At 71.1% G+C, this 17,270-nt stretch carries 18 protein-coding genes; 10 read left to right on the top strand and 8 right to left on the bottom strand.

Annotation, left to right across the window (positions count from 1 at the left end; all coding sequences use genetic code 11):
• Window positions 1-34: 34 nt before the first annotated feature.
• Window positions 35-1,423 carry a lipase family protein gene (locus CRM89_RS04995; protein WP_098083340.1) on the top strand — a complete coding sequence of 463 codons (1,389 nt, stop codon included), beginning with the start codon at window positions 35-37 and terminating at the stop codon, window positions 1,421-1,423.
• Between the two features lie 6 nt (window positions 1,424-1,429).
• On the opposite strand, the gene CRM89_RS05000 is transcribed toward CRM89_RS04995, so the two are convergent.
• Window positions 1,430-2,032 carry a TetR/AcrR family transcriptional regulator gene (locus tag CRM89_RS05000; protein WP_011208935.1) on the bottom strand — a complete coding sequence of 201 codons (603 nt, stop codon included), beginning with the start codon at window positions 2,030-2,032 and terminating at the stop codon, window positions 1,430-1,432.
• 109 nt (window positions 2,033-2,141) lie between these two features.
• On the opposite strand from CRM89_RS05000, the gene CRM89_RS05005 reads away from it, so the two are divergent.
• On the top strand, window positions 2,142-2,957 hold the full coding sequence (locus CRM89_RS05005) for an SDR family oxidoreductase (protein ID WP_098083341.1): 816 nt from the start codon (window positions 2,142-2,144) through the stop codon (window positions 2,955-2,957).
• A gap of 16 nt (window positions 2,958-2,973) precedes the next feature.
• On the opposite strand, the gene CRM89_RS05010 is transcribed toward CRM89_RS05005, so the two are convergent.
• From CRM89_RS05010 to CRM89_RS05020, 3 genes are read right to left on the bottom strand one after another with little or no spacing between them, the layout of a single operon-like run.
• Entirely contained in the window at window positions 2,974-4,623 is a 1,650-nt protein-coding gene (locus CRM89_RS05010) for an AMP-binding protein (protein WP_098083342.1), read from the bottom strand.
• Window positions 4,620-5,087, bottom strand: coding sequence for a MaoC/PaaZ C-terminal domain-containing protein (locus CRM89_RS05015; protein ID WP_098083343.1), 468 nt, complete (start codon window positions 5,085-5,087; stop codon window positions 4,620-4,622). The genes CRM89_RS05010 and CRM89_RS05015 overlap by 4 nt, the downstream gene beginning before the upstream one ends.
• A 32-nt stretch (window positions 5,088-5,119) precedes the next feature.
• The gene (locus CRM89_RS05020; RefSeq protein ID WP_011208939.1) at window positions 5,120-6,469 is read right to left on the bottom strand and encodes an MFS transporter; all 1,350 of its coding nucleotides are present in this window, start codon (window positions 6,467-6,469) and stop codon (window positions 5,120-5,122) included.
• Between the two features lie 219 nt (window positions 6,470-6,688).
• Between CRM89_RS05020 and CRM89_RS05025 the strand changes: the two genes are divergently transcribed.
• The 3 genes from CRM89_RS05025 to CRM89_RS05035 all read left to right on the top strand — a co-directional run bounded on the left by CRM89_RS05025 (window position 6,689) and on the right by CRM89_RS05035 (window position 8,750).
• Window positions 6,689-7,357 (top strand): TetR/AcrR family transcriptional regulator, encoded by a 669-nt coding sequence (locus CRM89_RS05025; RefSeq protein WP_098083344.1) that lies wholly within the window; start codon window positions 6,689-6,691, stop codon window positions 7,355-7,357.
• 107 nt (window positions 7,358-7,464) lie between these two features.
• Window positions 7,465-8,355 (top strand): manganese catalase family protein, encoded by an 891-nt coding sequence (locus tag CRM89_RS05030; RefSeq protein WP_098083345.1) that lies wholly within the window; start codon window positions 7,465-7,467, stop codon window positions 8,353-8,355.
• A gap of 119 nt (window positions 8,356-8,474) precedes the next feature.
• Window positions 8,475-8,750 carry a GlsB/YeaQ/YmgE family stress response membrane protein gene (locus CRM89_RS05035; protein ID WP_011208941.1) on the top strand — a complete coding sequence of 92 codons (276 nt, stop codon included), beginning with the start codon at window positions 8,475-8,477 and terminating at the stop codon, window positions 8,748-8,750.
• A gap of 94 nt (window positions 8,751-8,844) precedes the next feature.
• On the opposite strand, the gene CRM89_RS30765 is transcribed toward CRM89_RS05035, so the two are convergent.
• From CRM89_RS30765 to rfaE2, 3 genes are read right to left on the bottom strand one after another with little or no spacing between them, the layout of a single operon-like run.
• Window positions 8,845-8,982 carry a hypothetical protein gene (locus CRM89_RS30765; protein WP_170986911.1) on the bottom strand — a complete coding sequence of 46 codons (138 nt, stop codon included), beginning with the start codon at window positions 8,980-8,982 and terminating at the stop codon, window positions 8,845-8,847.
• 24 nt (window positions 8,983-9,006) lie between these two features.
• Window positions 9,007-9,858 (bottom strand): glycosyltransferase family A protein, encoded by an 852-nt coding sequence (locus CRM89_RS05040; RefSeq protein WP_050768272.1) that lies wholly within the window; start codon window positions 9,856-9,858, stop codon window positions 9,007-9,009.
• An 11-nt stretch (window positions 9,859-9,869) separates the two neighbouring features.
• Window positions 9,870-11,390 (bottom strand): D-glycero-beta-D-manno-heptose 1-phosphate adenylyltransferase, encoded by a 1,521-nt coding sequence (gene rfaE2, locus CRM89_RS05045; protein ID WP_098083346.1) that lies wholly within the window; start codon window positions 11,388-11,390, stop codon window positions 9,870-9,872.
• A 147-nt stretch (window positions 11,391-11,537) separates the two neighbouring features.
• Between rfaE2 and CRM89_RS05050 the strand changes: the two genes are divergently transcribed.
• The gene (locus tag CRM89_RS05050) at window positions 11,538-11,726 is read left to right on the top strand and encodes a DUF2795 domain-containing protein (protein ID WP_011208944.1); all 189 of its coding nucleotides are present in this window, start codon (window positions 11,538-11,540) and stop codon (window positions 11,724-11,726) included.
• A 74-nt stretch (window positions 11,727-11,800) separates the two neighbouring features.
• Window positions 11,801-12,868, top strand: a complete 1,068-nt coding sequence (locus tag CRM89_RS05055) for an NAD-dependent epimerase/dehydratase family protein (RefSeq protein WP_098083347.1) — start codon at window positions 11,801-11,803, stop codon at window positions 12,866-12,868.
• 51 nt (window positions 12,869-12,919) lie between these two features.
• On the opposite strand, the gene CRM89_RS05060 is transcribed toward CRM89_RS05055, so the two are convergent.
• A complete protein-coding gene (locus CRM89_RS05060; RefSeq protein WP_060591747.1) occupies window positions 12,920-13,564 on the bottom strand; it encodes a TetR/AcrR family transcriptional regulator in 645 nt (214 codons plus the stop codon).
• Window positions 13,565-13,711: 147 nt separating this feature from the next.
• On the opposite strand from CRM89_RS05060, the gene CRM89_RS05065 reads away from it, so the two are divergent.
• From CRM89_RS05065 to fadD1, 3 genes are all read left to right on the top strand, one after another.
• A complete protein-coding gene (locus CRM89_RS05065; RefSeq protein ID WP_011208947.1) occupies window positions 13,712-14,740 on the top strand; it encodes an NAD-dependent epimerase/dehydratase family protein in 1,029 nt (342 codons plus the stop codon).
• A gap of 114 nt (window positions 14,741-14,854) precedes the next feature.
• Window positions 14,855-15,199, top strand: coding sequence for an Lsr2 family protein (locus tag CRM89_RS05070; RefSeq protein ID WP_086844560.1), 345 nt, complete (start codon window positions 14,855-14,857; stop codon window positions 15,197-15,199).
• A gap of 77 nt (window positions 15,200-15,276) precedes the next feature.
• Window positions 15,277-16,884 (top strand): fatty-acid--CoA ligase FadD1, encoded by a 1,608-nt coding sequence (gene fadD1 / locus CRM89_RS05075; protein ID WP_098083348.1) that lies wholly within the window; start codon window positions 15,277-15,279, stop codon window positions 16,882-16,884.
• Window positions 16,885-17,270 lie beyond the last annotated feature (386 nt).

Genomic DNA, 17,270 nt, shown 5'->3' on the forward strand with positions numbered 1-17,270 from the left:
TAGTTCCCTCGTCGCCGCTCGAAGGGAATCGCGTATGCCCACACGTCTCGGTCGCCGCCGCCCCGCGTACCTGGTGCGCTCGACCGTGCTGGTCGCCGCGGCGATCGCCCTGGTGTGCACGGTGTTCCCGGTGTCGGCGGGGGCCGCGCCGAATCTCGCGGATCCCTTCTACGCCCCGCCGCCGGGGTACGAGGCGACGGCGCCGGGCACGATTCTGCGGACCCGCGCGATCGATGTCGGGTTCTTCCAGGCCGTCGCGATGCAGGTCGACGGGTGGCAGGTGCTGTACCGGACGACGCGGGCCGACGGCAGCCCGTACAGCGCGGTCACGACGGTGCTGAAACCCCGGCACGGGGGACCCCCGGCCGCGCTGCTGTCGTTCCAGAACATGACCGATGCCGTTGCGCCGCACTGCGTGCCGTCGCAGGCCCTGCAGCGGGGCGCGGTGCCGTGGCTCGATCCCGGCCGGCCGGGGCCGGTCACGCTCACCACGATGGCGGCGGAGACGCCGTTGGTGGCCGCGGCGCTCGCGCGCGGCTGGGTGGTGTCGGTGCCCGACTACGGCGGTGTGGACAACCACTTCCTCGCCGCGCGCGAACCCGGCTATGTCGTTCTCGACGGCATCCGCGCCACCGCCGCGTTCGGTCCGACGGGCCTGCCCGGCCCCGACACCCGCGCGCTGCTGTGGGGATACTCCGGCGGCGGCATCGCCACCGGATGGGCGGCGCAGGAGCAGCCGGGCTACGCACCGGAGCTGACCCTGGCCGGTGCGGCGCTGGGCGCACCGGTCGGCGACTTCCGCGCCGGGATCGCCGCGGCGAACGGCAAACCCGTCGACGGCGCGCTGTTGCCCGTCGCGTTGATGGGCATGGCCGAGGGTTCGGCCGAGTTCGCCGCCGCGCTGAACCGGTATCTCACGCCCGCGGGGCAGGAGAAGGTGCGCGCCGCCGCGGCCCACTGCACACCGCAGAACCTGCTCGCCAATCTCGGCTTCGACGCGTCCGCGCACCTCACGGTGCCACTGGCCGAGGTCTTCGCCGATCCGGTGATCAGCGCCGCCGTCGACGCCGCCGAACTCGGGTCGGCGGCGCCCACCGCGCCGCTGTATGTCTACAACGCCGTCGGCGACGACATCAGCACCATCGACGGGGTGGGCGCGCTGGTCGACGCCTACTGCCGCGCGGGCACCGCCGTCACCTTCCGCCAGGAGCAACTGCCGATGCCGGTGTCGGCGCACACGGTCGAATGGGGGCTGGGCGCACCGGGTGCGCTCGCCTGGCTGGAACAGCGCGCGCACGACACCGCGGTGCCGAGCGGGTGCGACATCCGGGCCGTCCCCGCCACGCTGCTGGCGCCCGAGGCGCTCGACGCGCTCGGGTCCGGGATCATCGCCGGGTCGATGCGCCAGCTGCTCGGGTTCTGACCCTCGTCAGCCGGCGTCCGGGCGCATGGCTTTGAGAAAGGCGTCCACCAGGGCGTCGGCGTAGTCCGGGGTGAGCGGGCCTGTGCGCAGCAGCCAGCGCTGATACAGCGGGGCGTAGAGCAGTTCCAGGGCCAGGTCGAGGTCGGCGTCGGCGGCGAGCTGACCGGCGCGCTGGGCGCTGCGCAGCCGGGCCTTCTTGGCCTCGTCCACCGGGTCCGCCAATGTCTCGCGGTAGCGGGCGGCGAGGTCGGGGTCGTCGATGATCTCGCGGTTGAGCGCCCGGATCGGCTTCTCGAAGGCCGGATCGGCGAATTCGGCCACCGTGGCCCGCATGACCGTTCTGAGGTCGGCCGCCAGATCGCCGGTGTCGGGCAGCGCCATGCTCTGCTCGGGACCGCTGCGGCTCAACGCCAGCACGGCGTCCAGGACCACCGCGCCCTTCGAGGGCCACCAGCGGTAGATCGTCTGTTTGCCGACCCCGGCGCGTGCGGCGATGGCCTCGATGGAGAGTTTGGCGTATCCCGTCTCGGCGACGAGTTCGCGCGCCGCGGTGAGGATCGCCTGCCGGGACCGCTCGCTGCGGCGGGTGGGATCGGGCTGTTTGACCATGCCTGCATCGTACCCGTCCAGCGAGACGACACGGTCCGTCTTGACTATGAGCGAGACGAGACGTAACGTCTTGTCTCGTTACCGGAAGCGAGTAGAAGGAGGTGGGGCCATGAGCCGCATCTGGTTCATCACGGGCGCGTCGCGAGGCCTGGGCCGGGCGTTCACGGAAGCGGCGCTGCGGGCGGGTGATCGGGTGGTCGGCGCGGCGCGCGATGTCGCACCGCTCGCCGATCTCGCCGCGGAGTATCCCGACCGGCTGGTCCCGCTCGCGCTCGACGTCACCGACCGCGCGGCCGTCTTCGCGGCGGTCGAGCGGACCGTCGCACGCGTCGGACGGCTCGACATCGTGGTCAACAACGCCGGGGCCATGCTGCTGGGCATGGTGGAGGAGGCGACGGAGGAACAGATCAGGGCCCACTTCGACGTCAACCTGTTCGGGGCGCTCTGGGTGACCCAGGCGGTGCTGCCCCACCTGCGGAACCAGGGCGGCGGGCGGCTGCTGCAGATCACCACGATGGGCACCGGCGGCGGTTTCCCGATGGTCGGGCTGTACGCGGCCGGTAAGTCGGCGCTGGACTCGGTGAGCGAGGCCGTGGCGATGGAGGCCGAACAGTTCGGCGTGCAGGTCACCATCGTCCAGATGGGCGGCTACGACACCGGCCTGTTCACCCTGGGCACCACGGCCACCACCCCCGACCCGCGGTATCAGCGGCTGCGCGACGAACTCACCGAGATGTGGGGCGACGACGCCGGCCCCGCGCCGGAGACCGCCGCACCCGTCCTGCTGCGGCTGGTGGACCTGCCGAATCCGCCGCGGCGGCTGATCGTCGGGTCCGATTCCTTCGACCTGGTCCAGCAGAACCTGCGAAACCGGGCGGCCGGCTACCGCGAGTGGGAGCACCTCAGCCGTGCCGTCGCGGGCTGACCGCCGCCGCCCGCGCTCACCCGTCGGCCGCCAGGTGCCGTAGTTCGCGGCGGAGGATCTTCCCGGTGGTGGTCATCGGCAGTTCGTCGAGGAAGGTGATCCGGCGCGGATACTGGTAGAAGGCGAGCCGGGATTTGACGTGGTCCTGGAGTGCGCGGCGTAGGTCGTCGGTGCCGGTGACGCCGTCGGTGCCGGTGACGCCGTCGGTGGGGACGACGAAGGCATGGACGGCTTCACCGCGCAGATCATCGGGGACGCCGATGACGGCCGCCATCGCCACGGCGGGGTGGGTGAGCAGGCATTCCTCGATCTCGCCCGGCCCGATGCGGTAACCGGCGGAGGAGATCACATCGTCGAGGCGGCCCTGATACCAGAGGTTGCCCGCGGTGTCGGCGCGCCCGAGGTCGCCGGTGTGGATCCAGCCGTCGTGGACCTTCTCGGCGGTCGTGCCGGGTTGGTTCCAATAGCCGAGGAACTGCCCCGGATTGCCCGCGGCCACACAGATTTCGCCGGTCTCGCCGGGTGGCGCCGGGGCGCCGGTGTCGTCGAGGACGGTCACGGTGAAACCGGGGAACGCGCGTCCCATCGAGCCGGGTTCGGCGCTCCACCGGGTGCGGGCGGTGCCGACCGTGAGGTTCATCTCGGTCTGGCCGTAGAACTCGTTGACGGGTGCGCCGAAGGTGTCGTGCACCCAGTGTTGCAGTGCCTGGCCGAGGGATTCGCCGCCGCTGGCCAGCGCCCGCAGGTGCGTGCCGGTGGCGGCGGCGCGGTCGACACCGGCGCTGCGCATCTGCTTGAGCGCCGTCGGCGGGAGGAACGCGGCGGTGATGCGGTGGGCGCGCATGACCGCGAGGGCGCGGTCGGGGGTGAAGGCGCCGGGGGTGGCGACCACGGGGCAGCCCAGGGCCAGGGCGGGGAACAGGACGTCGAACAGCCCACCGATCCACGCCCAGTCCGCCGGTGTCCAGAACACGTCGCCGGGCTGCGGCGCGTTCTCGAAAGCGGTGCGCACGCCCGGCATGTGGGCGAGCAGGACGCGGTGCCCGTGCAGGGCGCCCTTGGGGCGTCCGGTGGTGCCGGAGGTGTAGATGATGATCGCCGGGGTGTCCGGGCCGGTCGCCGCGGTGTGGGTGTCTTCGGTAGCGGCCGTGAGTGTTTCGGCGAACGACCGCACCATCGCCTGCCCGGCCGGGACGTCGCCGACGACCAGGACCGCGGCGAGCGACGGGACGTCGGTGAGGCCGTCGCGGACGCGGGCGAAGCAGTCGGCGTCGACGACGAGCACGCGCGCGCCCGAATCGCGCAGCCGATGGGCGACCGCGTCGCCGCCGAACTTCACCGACAGCGGCACGGTGACCATCCCGGCCCGGAACGCACCCAGATGTGCGGTGAGCACCTCGAGGCCCTGCGGCACCATGACGCCGATCCGGTCGTCGGCGGCCAGGCCGAACTCGCGCAGGGCGGCGGCGAACCGGCGGCTGAGCGCGGCCACCTCACCGAAGCTGTGCCGGGTGCTGGTGTCGCCGGTGTCGACGATCAGGGCGGTGTCGTCCGGCCGCTGGACATCCAGGCAGGCGTGGGCGATGTTGAACTCGTCGGGCACGTGCCAGGTGAACGGTTCGGCGTCGAGGTCCTGCCACCACCGGTGGCGCGGTGCGGCGTTCACCGGGTCACCTCCTGTCGCTCGATGGCGTGCGCGCGTCCGGCGACCAGCAGCGAGAACAGGCCGGTGAACACCGTCGTGCCGTCCTGGTTGATCAGCGAGCCACGGCAGGTGACCACGGCGGCTTCGCCGTCCGGGCGGGGCCGGATGCCGACCACCTCCGAGACGACGTGCACGCGGTCACCGAGGTGGGTCGGGGCGAGGAAGCGCACCTCGTCGAGGCCGTAGAAGCACTGCAGATAGGCCGGATGCAATTCCACCAGGCCGAGCAGGGTGGCGATCATCAACGCGCCGTGGGCGATCCGTTCCCCGAACCGGGTCCGCCGCGCGTACTCCGGATCCAGGTGCAGCGGGTGCCGATCCCAGGTCAACTCGGCGAAATCGCGGACATATTCCTCGGTCACCGTGCGCCACGCGGTGGTCTCGGTGTCACCGACGCGAATATCCTCGAAGGGCTTGGAAATCAACGAACGTCCTTACGTCGTGGAACGAGCGGAAATCACTGCGCGACGGGGCGGTACACGCCGTCGTCGTCGATGAACATGTCCGTGCTGCCCCTGCGCAGATCCGATTCCCGGACGAAGTAGACACTCGCCAGCGAAATCGCCGACAGCACCGCGATATACAGCGCCACGGTGAACGACGTGCCGGTCTTGGCGACGAGCGTGGCCGCCACCATCGGCGCGATCGCGCCGCCGAGCAGCACCCCGATCTGGAAGCTGATCGAGGACGCGCTGTAGCGGACCCTGGCGTCGAACAATTCGGCGATGAAGGTGGCCTGCGGACCGTAGGAGATGCTGAGCATGAGTGCGCCGACCGCGAGCGCGCCGGTGGTCAGCGCGAAGTTGCCGGTATCGATCGCGGCGAAGGCGGCGAAGATCCACACGCCCATGCCGCCGATACCCACCATCAGGATCCGGCGACGGCCGTAGCGCTCGGAGATCTGGCCGAAGACGGGAATGAAGATCACCGCCACCGCCGCCGACACCATGACGGCGACCAGCATGAGATTGCCGGAGAGCAGATCGAATTGGTCGGCGTAGGTGAGGCTGTAGGTGTTGAGAATGTAGAAGTAGGCGCCGGTGCTGATCATCGACCCGGCGGCGAGCACGATCTGGCGGGGGTAGGTGCGGAAGGCATCCGCCAGCGGAACCTCGACCTCGGCGCCGGTCTGCTTCACCCGCGTGAACGACGGGGTCTCGGCGAGCGCGACGCGGATGTAGAGGCCGAGCGCCACCAGCACGATGCTGAGCAGGAACGGAATCCGCCATCCCCACACCAGGAACTGGTCGCCGGTCACCGCGCGCGTGCCGAACATGACGCCGGTGGCCAGCAGCAGTCCGGCGGGCACGCCGACCTGCGGCATGGAACCGTAGAAGCCGCGGCGGTTCTTCGGGGCGTACTCGACCGCGGTGAGCACCGCGCCGCCCCACTCGCCGCCGACCCCGAATCCCTGGATCAGCCGCAGCACCACCAGCAACACCGGCGCCCACATGCCGATCTGCTGGGAGGTGGGCAGCAGGCCGACCGCGAAGGTTGCGGCGCCCATCAGCAGCAGCGCCACCACCAGCATCTTCTTGCGGCCGATCCGGTCACCGAAATGTCCCATGACGATGCCGCCGAGCGGCCGGGCCACGAAACCCACCGCGAAGGTGGCGAACGACAGGATGGTGGCCAGCCAGGGCTCGACGCCGGAGAAGAACAAGGGCGCGAACACCACGGCGGCGGACGCGCCGTAGATCTGGAAGTCGTACCACTCGATGGTGGTGCCGACGAGCACCGATCCGGCCACGCGCCGAAGCGCGGGCCGATCGACGGTGGCCGGCGGTGCAGACAGTTCGACCTGCATGACAGTGCTCCTGCGGTAGCTGAGATCCCGGTCGACGAACCGGGCCTGGGCAGCAGGGTAGGCAGTGACTCAGGACACAGTCAAGACCTTGTCAATCAATCGATTGATAGCGAACAGAAGGTAAGTGCAGGCCAAACACGGTTCCCAATCAATCGATTGGCTATCGGTCGGCCGGGTGGCCGGGTGCTAGCATGATCGCGAGACGACCGAAAGAGGGCCATGGACCTGCGGCGTGTGCAGCAAGCGGCGGTGACGCTCTTCGCCACCAAGGGGTTCGCCGCGACCGGAATCCGCGAACTCGGTGCCGAGGCGGGGATCAACTCGGCGACGCTGTACCACTACGTCGGCAGCAAGGAAGCGCTGCTGGCCATGATCATCCGGTCCTGCCTGGACGAACTCATGGAGGCGGGCACCCGCGCCCTGCGCCGCAGCGCCGATCCGGTGGCGCAACTGGCCGGCCTGGTCGCCGCACATGTCGGCATCACCGCGGTGAATCAACTGACCGCGCGGGTGGCCGAATACGAGATGCGCGCGCTCACCGATGCCAATCGCGGCGAGCTGCAACGGATGCGCGACGAATACGAAATGCTCTTCGGCCAGGTGCTCGAACGCGGCGCGCGGGTCGGCCTGTTCGACATCGACGACCCGGCGATGTGCCGGCTGGCCATTCTCGAGATATGCACCGGGGTGGCCCACTGGTACCGGCCCGGCGGCCGTCTCGCGCTGGTGGACGTCCAGCGGTATTTCGTCCGGTCCGCCTGCCGATTGGTCGCGGTGGACCCCGCCGAACTCGACGGGGTGGATTACCTGCAGGACACCCGTCGCCTCGACAGCGAACCCGAGGCCCGCTCGGCCGACGTATGGGGTACCGGCGCCGCCGCCCGCTGAACGGGCCGGATTTCGATCGGATATCGCCGGGCGACCGCGGTGTTTCCGCCGGTACGCGCCGGGTAGGCGCGCGTCGTATCCACCCCGACGGCTCGGTGAGGAGAACGATGTTCATCCACAACAAAGACCTACAGTTCGAGGTGCGCGTGGACCGGCCGGATCCGCGGTTCGCGACACTGTTGCAGGAGCAGTTCGGCGGCGCGAACGGGGAATTGAAAGCCGCCATGCAGTATTTCAGCCAGGCGTTCGTGCTGCGGCGCAAACACCCGAAGATGTACGACCTGTTCATGGACATCGCGACCGAGGAGTTCAGTCACCTCGAGATCGTCGGATCCATGATCACCATGCTGCTCGACGGACTCAACGACGATCTGAAGCAGGCCAACGAGCGCTGTGACTGGATGCCAACGGTGGCCGGTTCGGACGGACGGGAGGAGGCGATCCACCAGGTCGCCGCCGATCCGCTGTTCTTCGCCCTGCGTGGTGGTGGCCCCGATGTGGGCAATTCGGCGGGCGTGCCGTGGTCGGGTTCCTATGTGAATTCCAACGGGGAACCGTCGGTCGATCTGCGCAGCAATCTCGCGGCCGAATCCCGGGCGAAGATCGTCTACGAATATCTCAAGCAGTTCACCGACGATCCCGGCGTGCAGGACACGCTGTCGTTCCTGATGACCCGGGAGGTGGCGCACTTCCAGCAGTTCACCGCCGCGCTGAACGAACTGCCGGTGAACTTCCCGCCCGGACAGCTGCCCGGCGACGACCGGTTCCAGAACCTGGCCTTCAACATGTCCAACGGGTCGGCCAGTGCGCGCGGGCCCTGGAACGAGGGCCGCGGACCGTGGCCGGAAGGCATGCAGTGGCGCTACATCGAGGACCCGGCGGGGCAGTGGCTGGGCAGCGACGAGCGGGCGAACCGCGGCCCCCAGGACAACCCGCAGGGTGAGCCGGCGGTGCACGGCAGCAAGCCGTTCACCCACGAACAGCACATGCCGCACTAGGCGGCGGAAAATCGGGGGATGACCCTCCGGTGCTCGGTTGGTTCGGGCGATGCGGGGTATCTCCTGCGCAGCGCACGTCGAACGGCGTGCGGTTGTACCAACGAGGATGGGAGAAGATCATGCTCGGTCTCGGAATCATCGGGTGGATCATCATCGGCGGTCTGGCGGGCTGGATCGCCAGCAAGATCATGAAGACCGACGCTCAGCAGGGCATCCTGCTCAACATCGTGGTCGGCGTCATCGGCGGTCTGCTCGGTGGTTTCCTGCTGAAGCTGCTGGGCGTCGACGTGGAGGGCGGCGGCCTGTGGTTCAGCTTCTTCACCTGCCTGGGCGGTGCGGTGATCCTGCTGTTCCTGGTCGGCCTCGTCACCGGCCGACGCGGCGCCATGCGCTGACCGGACGGCCCGGATCCACGAACGACGGTCACCGCGAACCTCCGGGATCGCGGTGACCGTGTCGTGTGCGGACGGAATCGGGTGCGGCCGGGCGTCAACCGGCCTCGTCGTCGTCCTCGCCCTCGGCCTGATCCGGTTGCGGGCGCACGCGTTCCGGTTGCAGCATCTCCGGGTCGGCGTCCGGGTCGTGGTCGGGGTCGTAGCCGGCGTGCTCGCCCGATGGCTGGGACATGGTTTCCCCTTTCGTGTCGGCTCGTCACGGGCGCGCCGAGCGCCCGCCGCGCACCGCCCGCTCCGGCCAGAAGTCCGGCGGCACGATCTCGTAGGCCTCGACCGGGCGCTCGCGCACCGTGGTCGGGGACTCCAGATGCACGGCGCCGCTGGGCAGGATCCCCGCGCCGCCGTAGCGGGCCAGCACCCGCAGCTGGGCGAGCACGTCCTCGCCGCTGTGCTGCGGGGGCAACTCGGTCCAGAAGTCGAACCCGCCGGTCTCCACCAGCGCCGCGCGGTCGTAGAGCACGCAGCCGCCCACCCAGGCGATCTTGTAGGGCACCCGGGCCCCCGGCTCGGTGGCCACCGCCTCGCCCAGATGCGTGGGGTTGGCGGCGTTGTGCAGTCGCCAGCGCTCCCAGGCGGGTTCGCCGCGCACGATGTGCTCGGGTTCGGGCCGCCCGCGCCACCGCTCGAACGGCTCCAGTTCGTGCGGCCGGAAATCCGACAGGTAGGACAAACCCTGCACCGCGCAGCCGACCAGGCCGCACCCCCATTCGGTGATGGACGCGTGCATCCGGCGCACCGTGTCGGGTTCGAGCCACACGTCGTCGTCGAGGAACAGCACATACCGCGCCCGCGACTGCGCCAGCAGGTGGGCGCGATGCTCGGCCATGCCGCGCGGTGGGCAGTGGCTGCCGAACCGCACCGGGTGTCCGTGCCTGCGCAGCACCCGGGCCATCGTCCGGGCCGCGGGCGTGTCGTAGCTGGGCGCGTCGTCGGACTGGTCGCTGACGATCACGCCGAAATCCGGAAAGTCCTGGGCGGCAAGGCCGGACAGGGTCGTGGCGAGCTCGGTCGGGCGATTGCGGGTCGGGACGAGAACATCGATCTCCATCACCGCCGGGGTCACCTGCCCGCCGTGACGCGCGACCGGATGCGTTCGATGACCGCGGAGGTGGAGTGGTCGGCGAGGTAGGTCAGCACCCGCACCTCGCCGCCGTACTCGCGCACCACCGGGGTCTCCGGCAGCATCTCCGGGCGATAGTCGCCGCCCTTGACGTAGAGATCCGGTTCGGTGGCGCGCAACAGTTCCACCGGAGTGTCCTCCTCGAAGACGGTGACATGGTCCACGCAGCTGAGCGCCGCCAGCACCGCGCACCGGTCGTGGTCGGGATTCACCGGCCGATCCGGGCCCTTGAGCGCGCGCACGCTGCTGTCGGAGTTGACCGCGACGACCAGCACGTCGCCCAGTCGTTTGGCCTCGTTGAGGTAGGCGATGTGGCCCGCGTGCAGGACGTCGAAGCAGCCGTTGGTGAACACCACCCGCCTGCCTTCGGCGCGGTGGCGGCGGACCACCTCGACGAACGCCGCTCGGGACAGCACCGCGCCGCCCGCGCGGTCGAGCCGTTCGCGCAGCTGGGTGCGGGTGCACACCGACGTACCGGGCCGGTGCACGACCACGTCGGCGGCGGCCTGGGCGAGCTCGACCGCCGCGGTGAGCGGCAGGCCGCCGAGCAGCGCCAGCGTCAGCGCCGCCACGAAGGTGTCGCCCCCGCCCGCGGACTGGCTGTCGGGCACCGGCTGCGCCCAGGTGCGGTGCGCGGGGCGGTCACCGGTCAGCAGCACGCTGCCGTCCCGGTCGAGGGTGACCACCGCGGCCCTGGTGCCGGTGGCGGCGAACAATTCCTCGCGGTGCTCGTCGAACAGCCGCACCCGGTCGTCGACGTCGCGGCCGGTGTCGGCGCGGGCCAGCCCGAGTACCGCGGCGGCCTCGTCGGCATTGGGGGTGATCACGTCGGGGTGCAGGTCGCGCCACCGGTCGGGATGGTGGGTGTCGAGCACCACCAGGGGCAGCGACGCCCGCCGGCGCGCCAGTACCGGGCACAACGCGTCACCGAGAGCGCCGTCGTAGTCACACACCACCAGCGCGTCGGCGTCGACCAGTGCCTCGTCGAGCAGTTCGGCCACCGCGTCCAGGTCGGTGGGGGTGGCCCGCCCGGTGTCGCCTTCGTCGTAGCGGAGGAGGATCTGGTCGTCGGCCAGGATGCGGATCTTGGCGGGTGTGGCACGGCCGGGCACCGCGTGCAGCCTGCTCGCGTCCACGCCGTCGCGTTCCAGCGCCGCGCGCAGCGCCGCGCCCTCGGCGTCCGCGCCGACCAGGCCGACCAGGCGGGTGCGCGCACCGAGCGCGGCCAGGTTGGCGGCGGTGTTGCCGGCACCGCCGGGGACCGCGGAGTCGCGGTGCACGTCCACCACCGGCACCGGAGCCTCACGGCACAGGCGTTCACAGCGGCCCCACTTCCAGACGTCGAGCACGGCGTCGCCGAGCACGACCACGGTCGCCTCGCCGCCGGTGATCCGCTCGGCCGCCTCCGGCCCCAGACTGCTGTCGGTACCCGTCTCCTCCGTGCCGCCGTCGACCCGCATGCCAAGCCTCCCGTTCGCCTCGGACAGTCGCTGTCGCTGTTCCACGAACCGGTGTGGTTAAACCGGCGCCGGTTTGACATCCACCCCGCGTGGTACTGCGGCCCACGTCCGACATCGATCGACCTCGAGGGGAAAGGAGCAGATCACATGGGTCAGCAGGTGAACCCCATCCAGGTGCAGAAGTTCTTGTCGGGTGTGGACTACCCGTGCGACCGCGAGGGCATCGTCTCCGCGGCCAAGAGCAACGGCGCCGACGACGACATCGTCCGCGCGCTGGAGCAGATCCCCGACCGCACCTACGACGGCCCGAACGCCGTCAGCCAGGCCGTGTCCTGAGCGGTCTCCCAGCGACGCCGGGCCCGCACCCCGGGGGCCCGGCGCCGTCGGCGTCAGCCGGGAAGGAGCGCGGCATGCGCGTAGTGGTGGTGGGGGCGACGGGCAACATCGGCACGGCGGTCGTCGATGCCCTGCGCGGGGAACCCGAGGTCGACTCGATCGTCGGGGTCGCCCGGCGCGGTCCCGGCGAACTGCCGCCGGGGGTCGAGTTCCACCGCGCCGACATCCGCACCGACGACCTCGTGGCGGCCTTCCGCGGCGCCGACGCCGTGGTGCACCTGGCGTGGCTGTTCCAGCCCACCCATCGCCCCGCCGACACCTGGGACAACAACGTGATCGGGGCCGAGCGGGTGCTGGCCGCCGCGTCGGCGGCGGGGGTGCGCACGCTGGTGTGCGCCTCCTCGGTGGCCGCGTATTCCCCGGCGCGCGACGACGAGCCGGTGCGCGAGACCTGGCCCACCGACGGCTGGCCGCTGGCGGCCTACCCGCGCGAGAAGGCGTACGTGGAGCGGGTGCTCGACGCGTTCGAGCGCGCCCACCTGGAGATGCGGGTGGTGCGGATGCGGCCGTCGTTCGTCTTCCAACGGTCCTCGGCCAGCCAGCAGCGCCGGTTGTTCGCCGGGCCGCTGGTGCCCAATGCGCTGGTGCGGCCGGGACTTCCGATTCTTCCGGTGCCGAAGGGACTGCGGTTCCAGGCCGTCCACAGTGCCGACGCGGGCCGCGCCTTCGCCCACGCCGTCGTGCTGCCGGTGCGCGGTGCGTTCAACTTGGCCGCGCCGCCGGTGCTCGACCGCGATCGGCTCGCCGAACTGTTCGGCGCCCGCCCGGTGGACGTGCCCGCGGGGTTGGTGCGCGGGGCGTTGTCGGTGGGCTGGCGGCTGCGGCTGGTGCCCGCGACACCCGGGCTGTTCGACACCGTCCTGCGCCTGCCGATCCTGGACACCGCCCGCGCGCACGACGAATTGAACTGGACCCCACGGCATTCCGCGGTCGAGGCGCTGCGCGAGATGCTGACCGGGCTGCACGACGGCGCGGGCGGGGCGACGCCGCCGCTGGCCGCCGACGCGGGCGGGCCGTGGCGGGTCCGGGAATTCGCCTCCGGTGTGGGCGGACGCGACAGCGTCGACCGGTTCGGCGCCTGAGGCGTCCGACGCGCCGGAGTCCGGTCGCGGCCGGGTGCCCGCCGCCCGGATTCAGGGCCTCTCGTCGTCGGCGATCGAATCACCCCGCGGTGCCGCGCCCTTCGGGTCGGGCACCGTCGCGTCGAGGATCAGCCGGGTGATGTGCTCGTGGATCGCGCCGGTGTCGTCCTCGGCGACCAGCTCCAGGAACAGCGCCGACCCGGCCGCCAGCGCGATGAGCGCGCGGGCATGCAGTGCCGCCCGCTCGGGGTCGGCGTCGGCGGGGGCGAGCAGGGCCGCCGCCGGGCCGCTGAATCCGGACCACAGCCGGTGCTTGAGATCGGGATCGCGGTCGAGCGCGGTCAGCAGCCCGGGCACCGCGGCACGGACCTCGGGCCGGGCGAACAGTTCCCGGCTGCCGCGAAGCACCCACTCCACCCAGCCGCGCCGGTCCGTGCCCGCGAACGGCGTGAGGTCGGGAACCTCGCCGAGCACCGCGTGCAGCACCAGCTCCGGTTTGCTGGCCCAGCGGCGCAGGATGCTGGCCCGGCCGACGCCGGCGCGCGCGGCCACGCCACGCACGCTGAGCTCGTCGTAGCCGGTCTCGATCAGCATCGCCCGCACCACCGGGAGCACGCGGTGCTCGATCGTCTCGTCACGGGGCCGGCCCGCGCCACGCGAGGGCGGGTCGGTGGGTGCGGCTGCCGATGTCGTCATGCGACTCCCAGATCGCTATTACGATGCCAGTGGTATCGATTATGGTTTCGGGCAGAGCTCCCGCCGATTGTGCCGTGCGGGCGCGCGTCTCGGTACCCGGGACCGGAGAGAGATGAGGTCGAGGATGCAGCGGACCGTGGCCGAGTCATGCGGCGGGCGCCGACCGACGGGATGGGCGCCGTGCTGATCGCGGTCACCGGCGGCACCGGTTACCTCGGCGCGCACACCGTCGCCGCCCTGCTCGCCGACGGGCACGAGGTGCGCCTGCTCGTCCACCCGGCCGAGAATCCCACCGAGGTGACGGCCCTGTTCGGGGTGGGCGCCGATCGTCTCACCACCGTCGCGGGCGACATCCGCGACCGCGCGGTGGTCGCCACGCTGCTCGACGGGTGCGACGCGCTGCTGCACGCGGCGGGCGTGGTGGGCACCGACAGCAGGCGCGAGGCGCTGATGTGGGAGGTCAACGTCGAGGCGACCGGGCGCATCCTGGCCGAGGCGACCGCGCGCGGACTCGATCCCATCGTGCACGTCGCCAGCTACAGCGCGCTGTTCCCGTGCCCGGACCCGGTGATCACGCCCGACAGTCCCACCGCGGCGGGCCGCAGCGCCTACGGTCGCACCAAATCCACTGCGGACCGGATCGCCCGTGCCCTGCAAGCGGCGGGCGCGCCGCTGGTGATCACCTATCCCTCGTCCGTGGTGGGCCCCGCGCTCGGCCCGCAGGCGGGTATCACCGCCGAGGGCTGGGCGGTGATGCTGCGCAGCGGCTGGGCGCCCAGTGTGCGCGGGGGCATGCAGATGGTCGACGTGCGGGACGTGGCCGCGGTGCACGCGGCGCTCATGCGCCCGGGGCGCGGGCCGCGGCGGTACCTGTGCGGCGGCCATCTGCTGACCTTCGACGAGATCGTCGATCTGCTCGAAGAGGCGAGCGGACGGCGGATCCGGCGGGTGCCGCTCTCGCCCGCGCTGTTTCGCGGCATCGGCCGCGCGACCGATCTGCTCTCGCGCGTGATGCCGATCAGTGCCGGGCTGAGCTACGAGGCCGCGTGGTTGCTGACGGCCGCCACGCCCACCGACGACTCGCGCACTCTCGCCGAGTTGGGGGTGCGCTGGCGACCGATCCGCGCATCGATCGTCGATGCGTTGCGCGCCACCGAAACCGCCGCGGACGCCTGAGTTCCGCCGCCGGTCCACGGTCCGCGCGCGCCGCGCCGCTTCCGATTGGAAGCGGGCTCGGGCGAGTGGCTACGCTTGTGTCCTTTGCTCATTCATGTGATGTGAGGGGAATTGATGGCTCGCAAGGTGACCGTGCTGCTGGTCGATGACGTCGACGGGAAATCCGTGGCGGACGAGACGGTGTCGTTCGCGCTCGACGGTGTGCATTACGAGCTCGACCTGTGCACCGCGAACGCCGAGCAGTTGCGAGCCCTGTTCGCGCAGTGGACGCCGTTCGCGCGCCGGGTGGGCAAGGCCGCGGGCGGCGCGCGGGCGCCCCGGTCGCGCCGCGCCACCGAGCAGGACCAGACGCTGGCCATCCGCCGGTGGGCGCAGGAGAACGGCATGCAGGTCTCCAGCCGCGGGCGGGTCTCGGCCGCGGTGGTGGAGGCCTACCACAAGGCGAACCCGCACGGCTGAACCGCTTCCCGCGCCGGGTAGTAGACAATTTCCCGAATCTGTATACGCGGTGTGAGAACGCGTTCTAGATTCGGGACATGGCCGACACAGTCACCGCACTCCTCCAGGCGCGCGCGGAGGACGACGATCTCGCCGTCAGCTATGCCGACCGGCGGTGGAGCTGGCGCGAGTACGTCGACGGCGCGCGCCGCCGCGCCGCCGCCGTGCTGGCGATGACCGACCGGGACCGGCCGCCGCACGTAGCCACCCTGCTGGGCAACACCCCCGAGATGCTGTTCGCGCTGGCCGCCGGCGCACTCGGCGGCTATGTCACCGTCGGGCTCAACGACACCCGCCGCGGCGTCGCGCTCGCCGACGACATCGCCCGCGCGGACGCGCAGATCGTGCTCACCGATGCCGACCACCGCGCCCTGCTCGACGGCCTCGAACTGCCCGGCGTGCGGGTCGTCGACACCTCGGCGCCGGAATGGGCCGAGTCCGTCGCGCACGCGGGCGAACTCGAACCGCTGAGCGTGCCCGGCGCGATGGACACCTTCATGCTCATCTTCACCTCCGGCACCAGCGGCAATCCCAAACCGGTCCGCTTGGCGCACATGATGGTTCCGTTCGCGGGTCCGCCGCTGACCGGACGCTTCGGCATCGGTCCCGACGACATCTGTTACCTGTCCATGCCGCTGTTCCACTCCGCGGCCATTCTCGGTGGCCTGAGCGTCGCGCTGTGCAGCGGCGCGGCGATGGTGCCCGCGAAGTTCTCGGCCTCGACGTTCCTGTCCGACATCCGCCGCTACGGCGCCACCTACATGAACTACGTCGGCAAGCCGCTGGCCTACATCCTGGCCACCGAGGAACGCCCCGACGACGCCGACAATCCGCTGCGGGTGGCCTTCGGCAACGAGGCCACCGACCGCGACATCGCCGAGTTCTCCCGCCGGTTCGGCTGCACGGTGTGGGACGGCTTCGGCTCCACCGAACTGGCCATCATCATCACCCGTGAGGAGGACACTCCGTCGGGCTCGATCGGCAAGGGCTTCCCCGGTGTCGCGGTCTACGATCCGCAGACGGTGACCGAATGCCCGCCCGCCCGGTTCGACGAGCACGGCGCGCTGGTCAACGCCGACGAGGCGATCGGCGAACTGGTGAACTCGCAGGGCGCCGGATTGTTCGTGGGCTACTACAAGGACGAGGACGCCACCGCCGAACGCCTGCGCGACGGGATGTACTGGTCCGGCGACCTGGCCTACAAGGACAGCGACGGCTTCATCTACCTCGCCGGGCGCACCGCCGACTGGATGCGGGTGGACGGCGAGAACCTGGCGGCCGGCCCCATCGAGCGCGTGCTGCAGCGCCTGCCGGGGCTCAACCGGGTGGCCGTCTACGGTGTACCCGACGAGCACGTGGGCGATGCGGTGATGGCGGCGATCGTGTTGCAGGACAACGCCTCCCTGACCCCCGAGGAGTTCGCCGACTTCCTGCGCGCGCAGGCCGACCTGTCGCCGAAGGCATGGCCGCGCTATGTCCGGTTCAACCGGGATCTGCCCGCCACCGCGACGAACAAGATCCTCAAACGCGAACTGAAATCCCAAGGGGTGACCGCCGCGGGCGGCACGCTCTGGGTCCGCCCGGAACGCTCGTTCGCCTACACCGTGGCCGGCACCGCCACGCTGGAAGGTGCGGGCGCCCCGTGAGTTCGGCGGCCGGGATCACCCGCCGTCGGTCATGGCGGCCACCCTGGCCAGGATGTCCGGGTAGCGGCGCAGGTGGGCGCCGCCGTTGAGGTCGATCGCCCTCGGCGATGTGCCGTCCGGCATGCTTGATCACCAGGAAGCTGCCGGTGAGGCACACGTCGACGGTCGTCTGCCAGTGCGCCGGCGCCGGCTCGGTGATCGGGCCGGGCATGGACAGTCCGGCGCGATCGACCACCGCGGTCGGACTCGCGATGCCCGCGATGCCCGTGGCGACGGACTCTTCGTCGGTGACGTCCATGCCGAGCGCGGTGGCGCCGAGTTCCGGGCGGCGTCTTCGTCGATGTCGGCGACGACGCGGTAGCCCTCGGCGGTGAAGGCGCGGGCGG

It is taken from the genome of Nocardia sp. FDAARGOS_372 (assembly GCF_002554515.1).
Classification (GTDB): Bacteria; Actinomycetota; Actinomycetes; order Mycobacteriales; family Mycobacteriaceae; genus Nocardia; species Nocardia farcinica.

What these genes read in the sequence shown, in the direction of transcription:
- CRM89_RS05035 (WP_011208941.1), top strand. Translation starts at nt 8,475, where the DNA reads ATGCTCGGTCTCGGAATCATCGGGTGGATCATCATCGGCGGTCTGGCG.
- CRM89_RS05025 (WP_098083344.1), top strand. Translation starts at nt 6,689, where the DNA reads ATGGACCTGCGGCGTGTGCAGCAAGCGGCGGTGACGCTCTTCGCCACC.
- CRM89_RS05000 (WP_011208935.1), bottom strand. Translation starts at nt 2,032, where the DNA reads ATGGTCAAACAGCCCGATCCCACCCGCCGCAGCGAGCGGTCCCGGCAG.
- CRM89_RS05065 (WP_011208947.1), top strand. Translation starts at nt 13,712, where the DNA reads ATGCGGCGGGCGCCGACCGACGGGATGGGCGCCGTGCTGATCGCGGTC.
- CRM89_RS05050 (WP_011208944.1), top strand. Translation starts at nt 11,538, where the DNA reads ATGGGTCAGCAGGTGAACCCCATCCAGGTGCAGAAGTTCTTGTCGGGT.
- CRM89_RS05070 (WP_086844560.1), top strand. Translation starts at nt 14,855, where the DNA reads ATGGCTCGCAAGGTGACCGTGCTGCTGGTCGATGACGTCGACGGGAAA.
- fadD1 (WP_098083348.1), top strand. Translation starts at nt 15,277, where the DNA reads ATGGCCGACACAGTCACCGCACTCCTCCAGGCGCGCGCGGAGGACGAC.
- CRM89_RS05030 (WP_098083345.1), top strand. Translation starts at nt 7,465, where the DNA reads ATGTTCATCCACAACAAAGACCTACAGTTCGAGGTGCGCGTGGACCGG.
- CRM89_RS04995 (WP_098083340.1), top strand. Translation starts at nt 35, where the DNA reads ATGCCCACACGTCTCGGTCGCCGCCGCCCCGCGTACCTGGTGCGCTCG.
- CRM89_RS30765 (WP_170986911.1), bottom strand. Translation starts at nt 8,982, where the DNA reads ATGTCCCAGCCATCGGGCGAGCACGCCGGCTACGACCCCGACCACGAC.
- CRM89_RS05020 (WP_011208939.1), bottom strand. Translation starts at nt 6,469, where the DNA reads ATGCAGGTCGAACTGTCTGCACCGCCGGCCACCGTCGATCGGCCCGCG.
- CRM89_RS05040 (WP_050768272.1), bottom strand. Translation starts at nt 9,858, where the DNA reads ATGGAGATCGATGTTCTCGTCCCGACCCGCAATCGCCCGACCGAGCTC.
- CRM89_RS05055 (WP_098083347.1), top strand. Translation starts at nt 11,801, where the DNA reads ATGCGCGTAGTGGTGGTGGGGGCGACGGGCAACATCGGCACGGCGGTC.
- CRM89_RS05060 (WP_060591747.1), bottom strand. Translation starts at nt 13,564, where the DNA reads ATGACGACATCGGCAGCCGCACCCACCGACCCGCCCTCGCGTGGCGCG.
- rfaE2 (WP_098083346.1), bottom strand. Translation starts at nt 11,390, where the DNA reads ATGCGGGTCGACGGCGGCACGGAGGAGACGGGTACCGACAGCAGTCTG.
- CRM89_RS05005 (WP_098083341.1), top strand. Translation starts at nt 2,142, where the DNA reads ATGAGCCGCATCTGGTTCATCACGGGCGCGTCGCGAGGCCTGGGCCGG.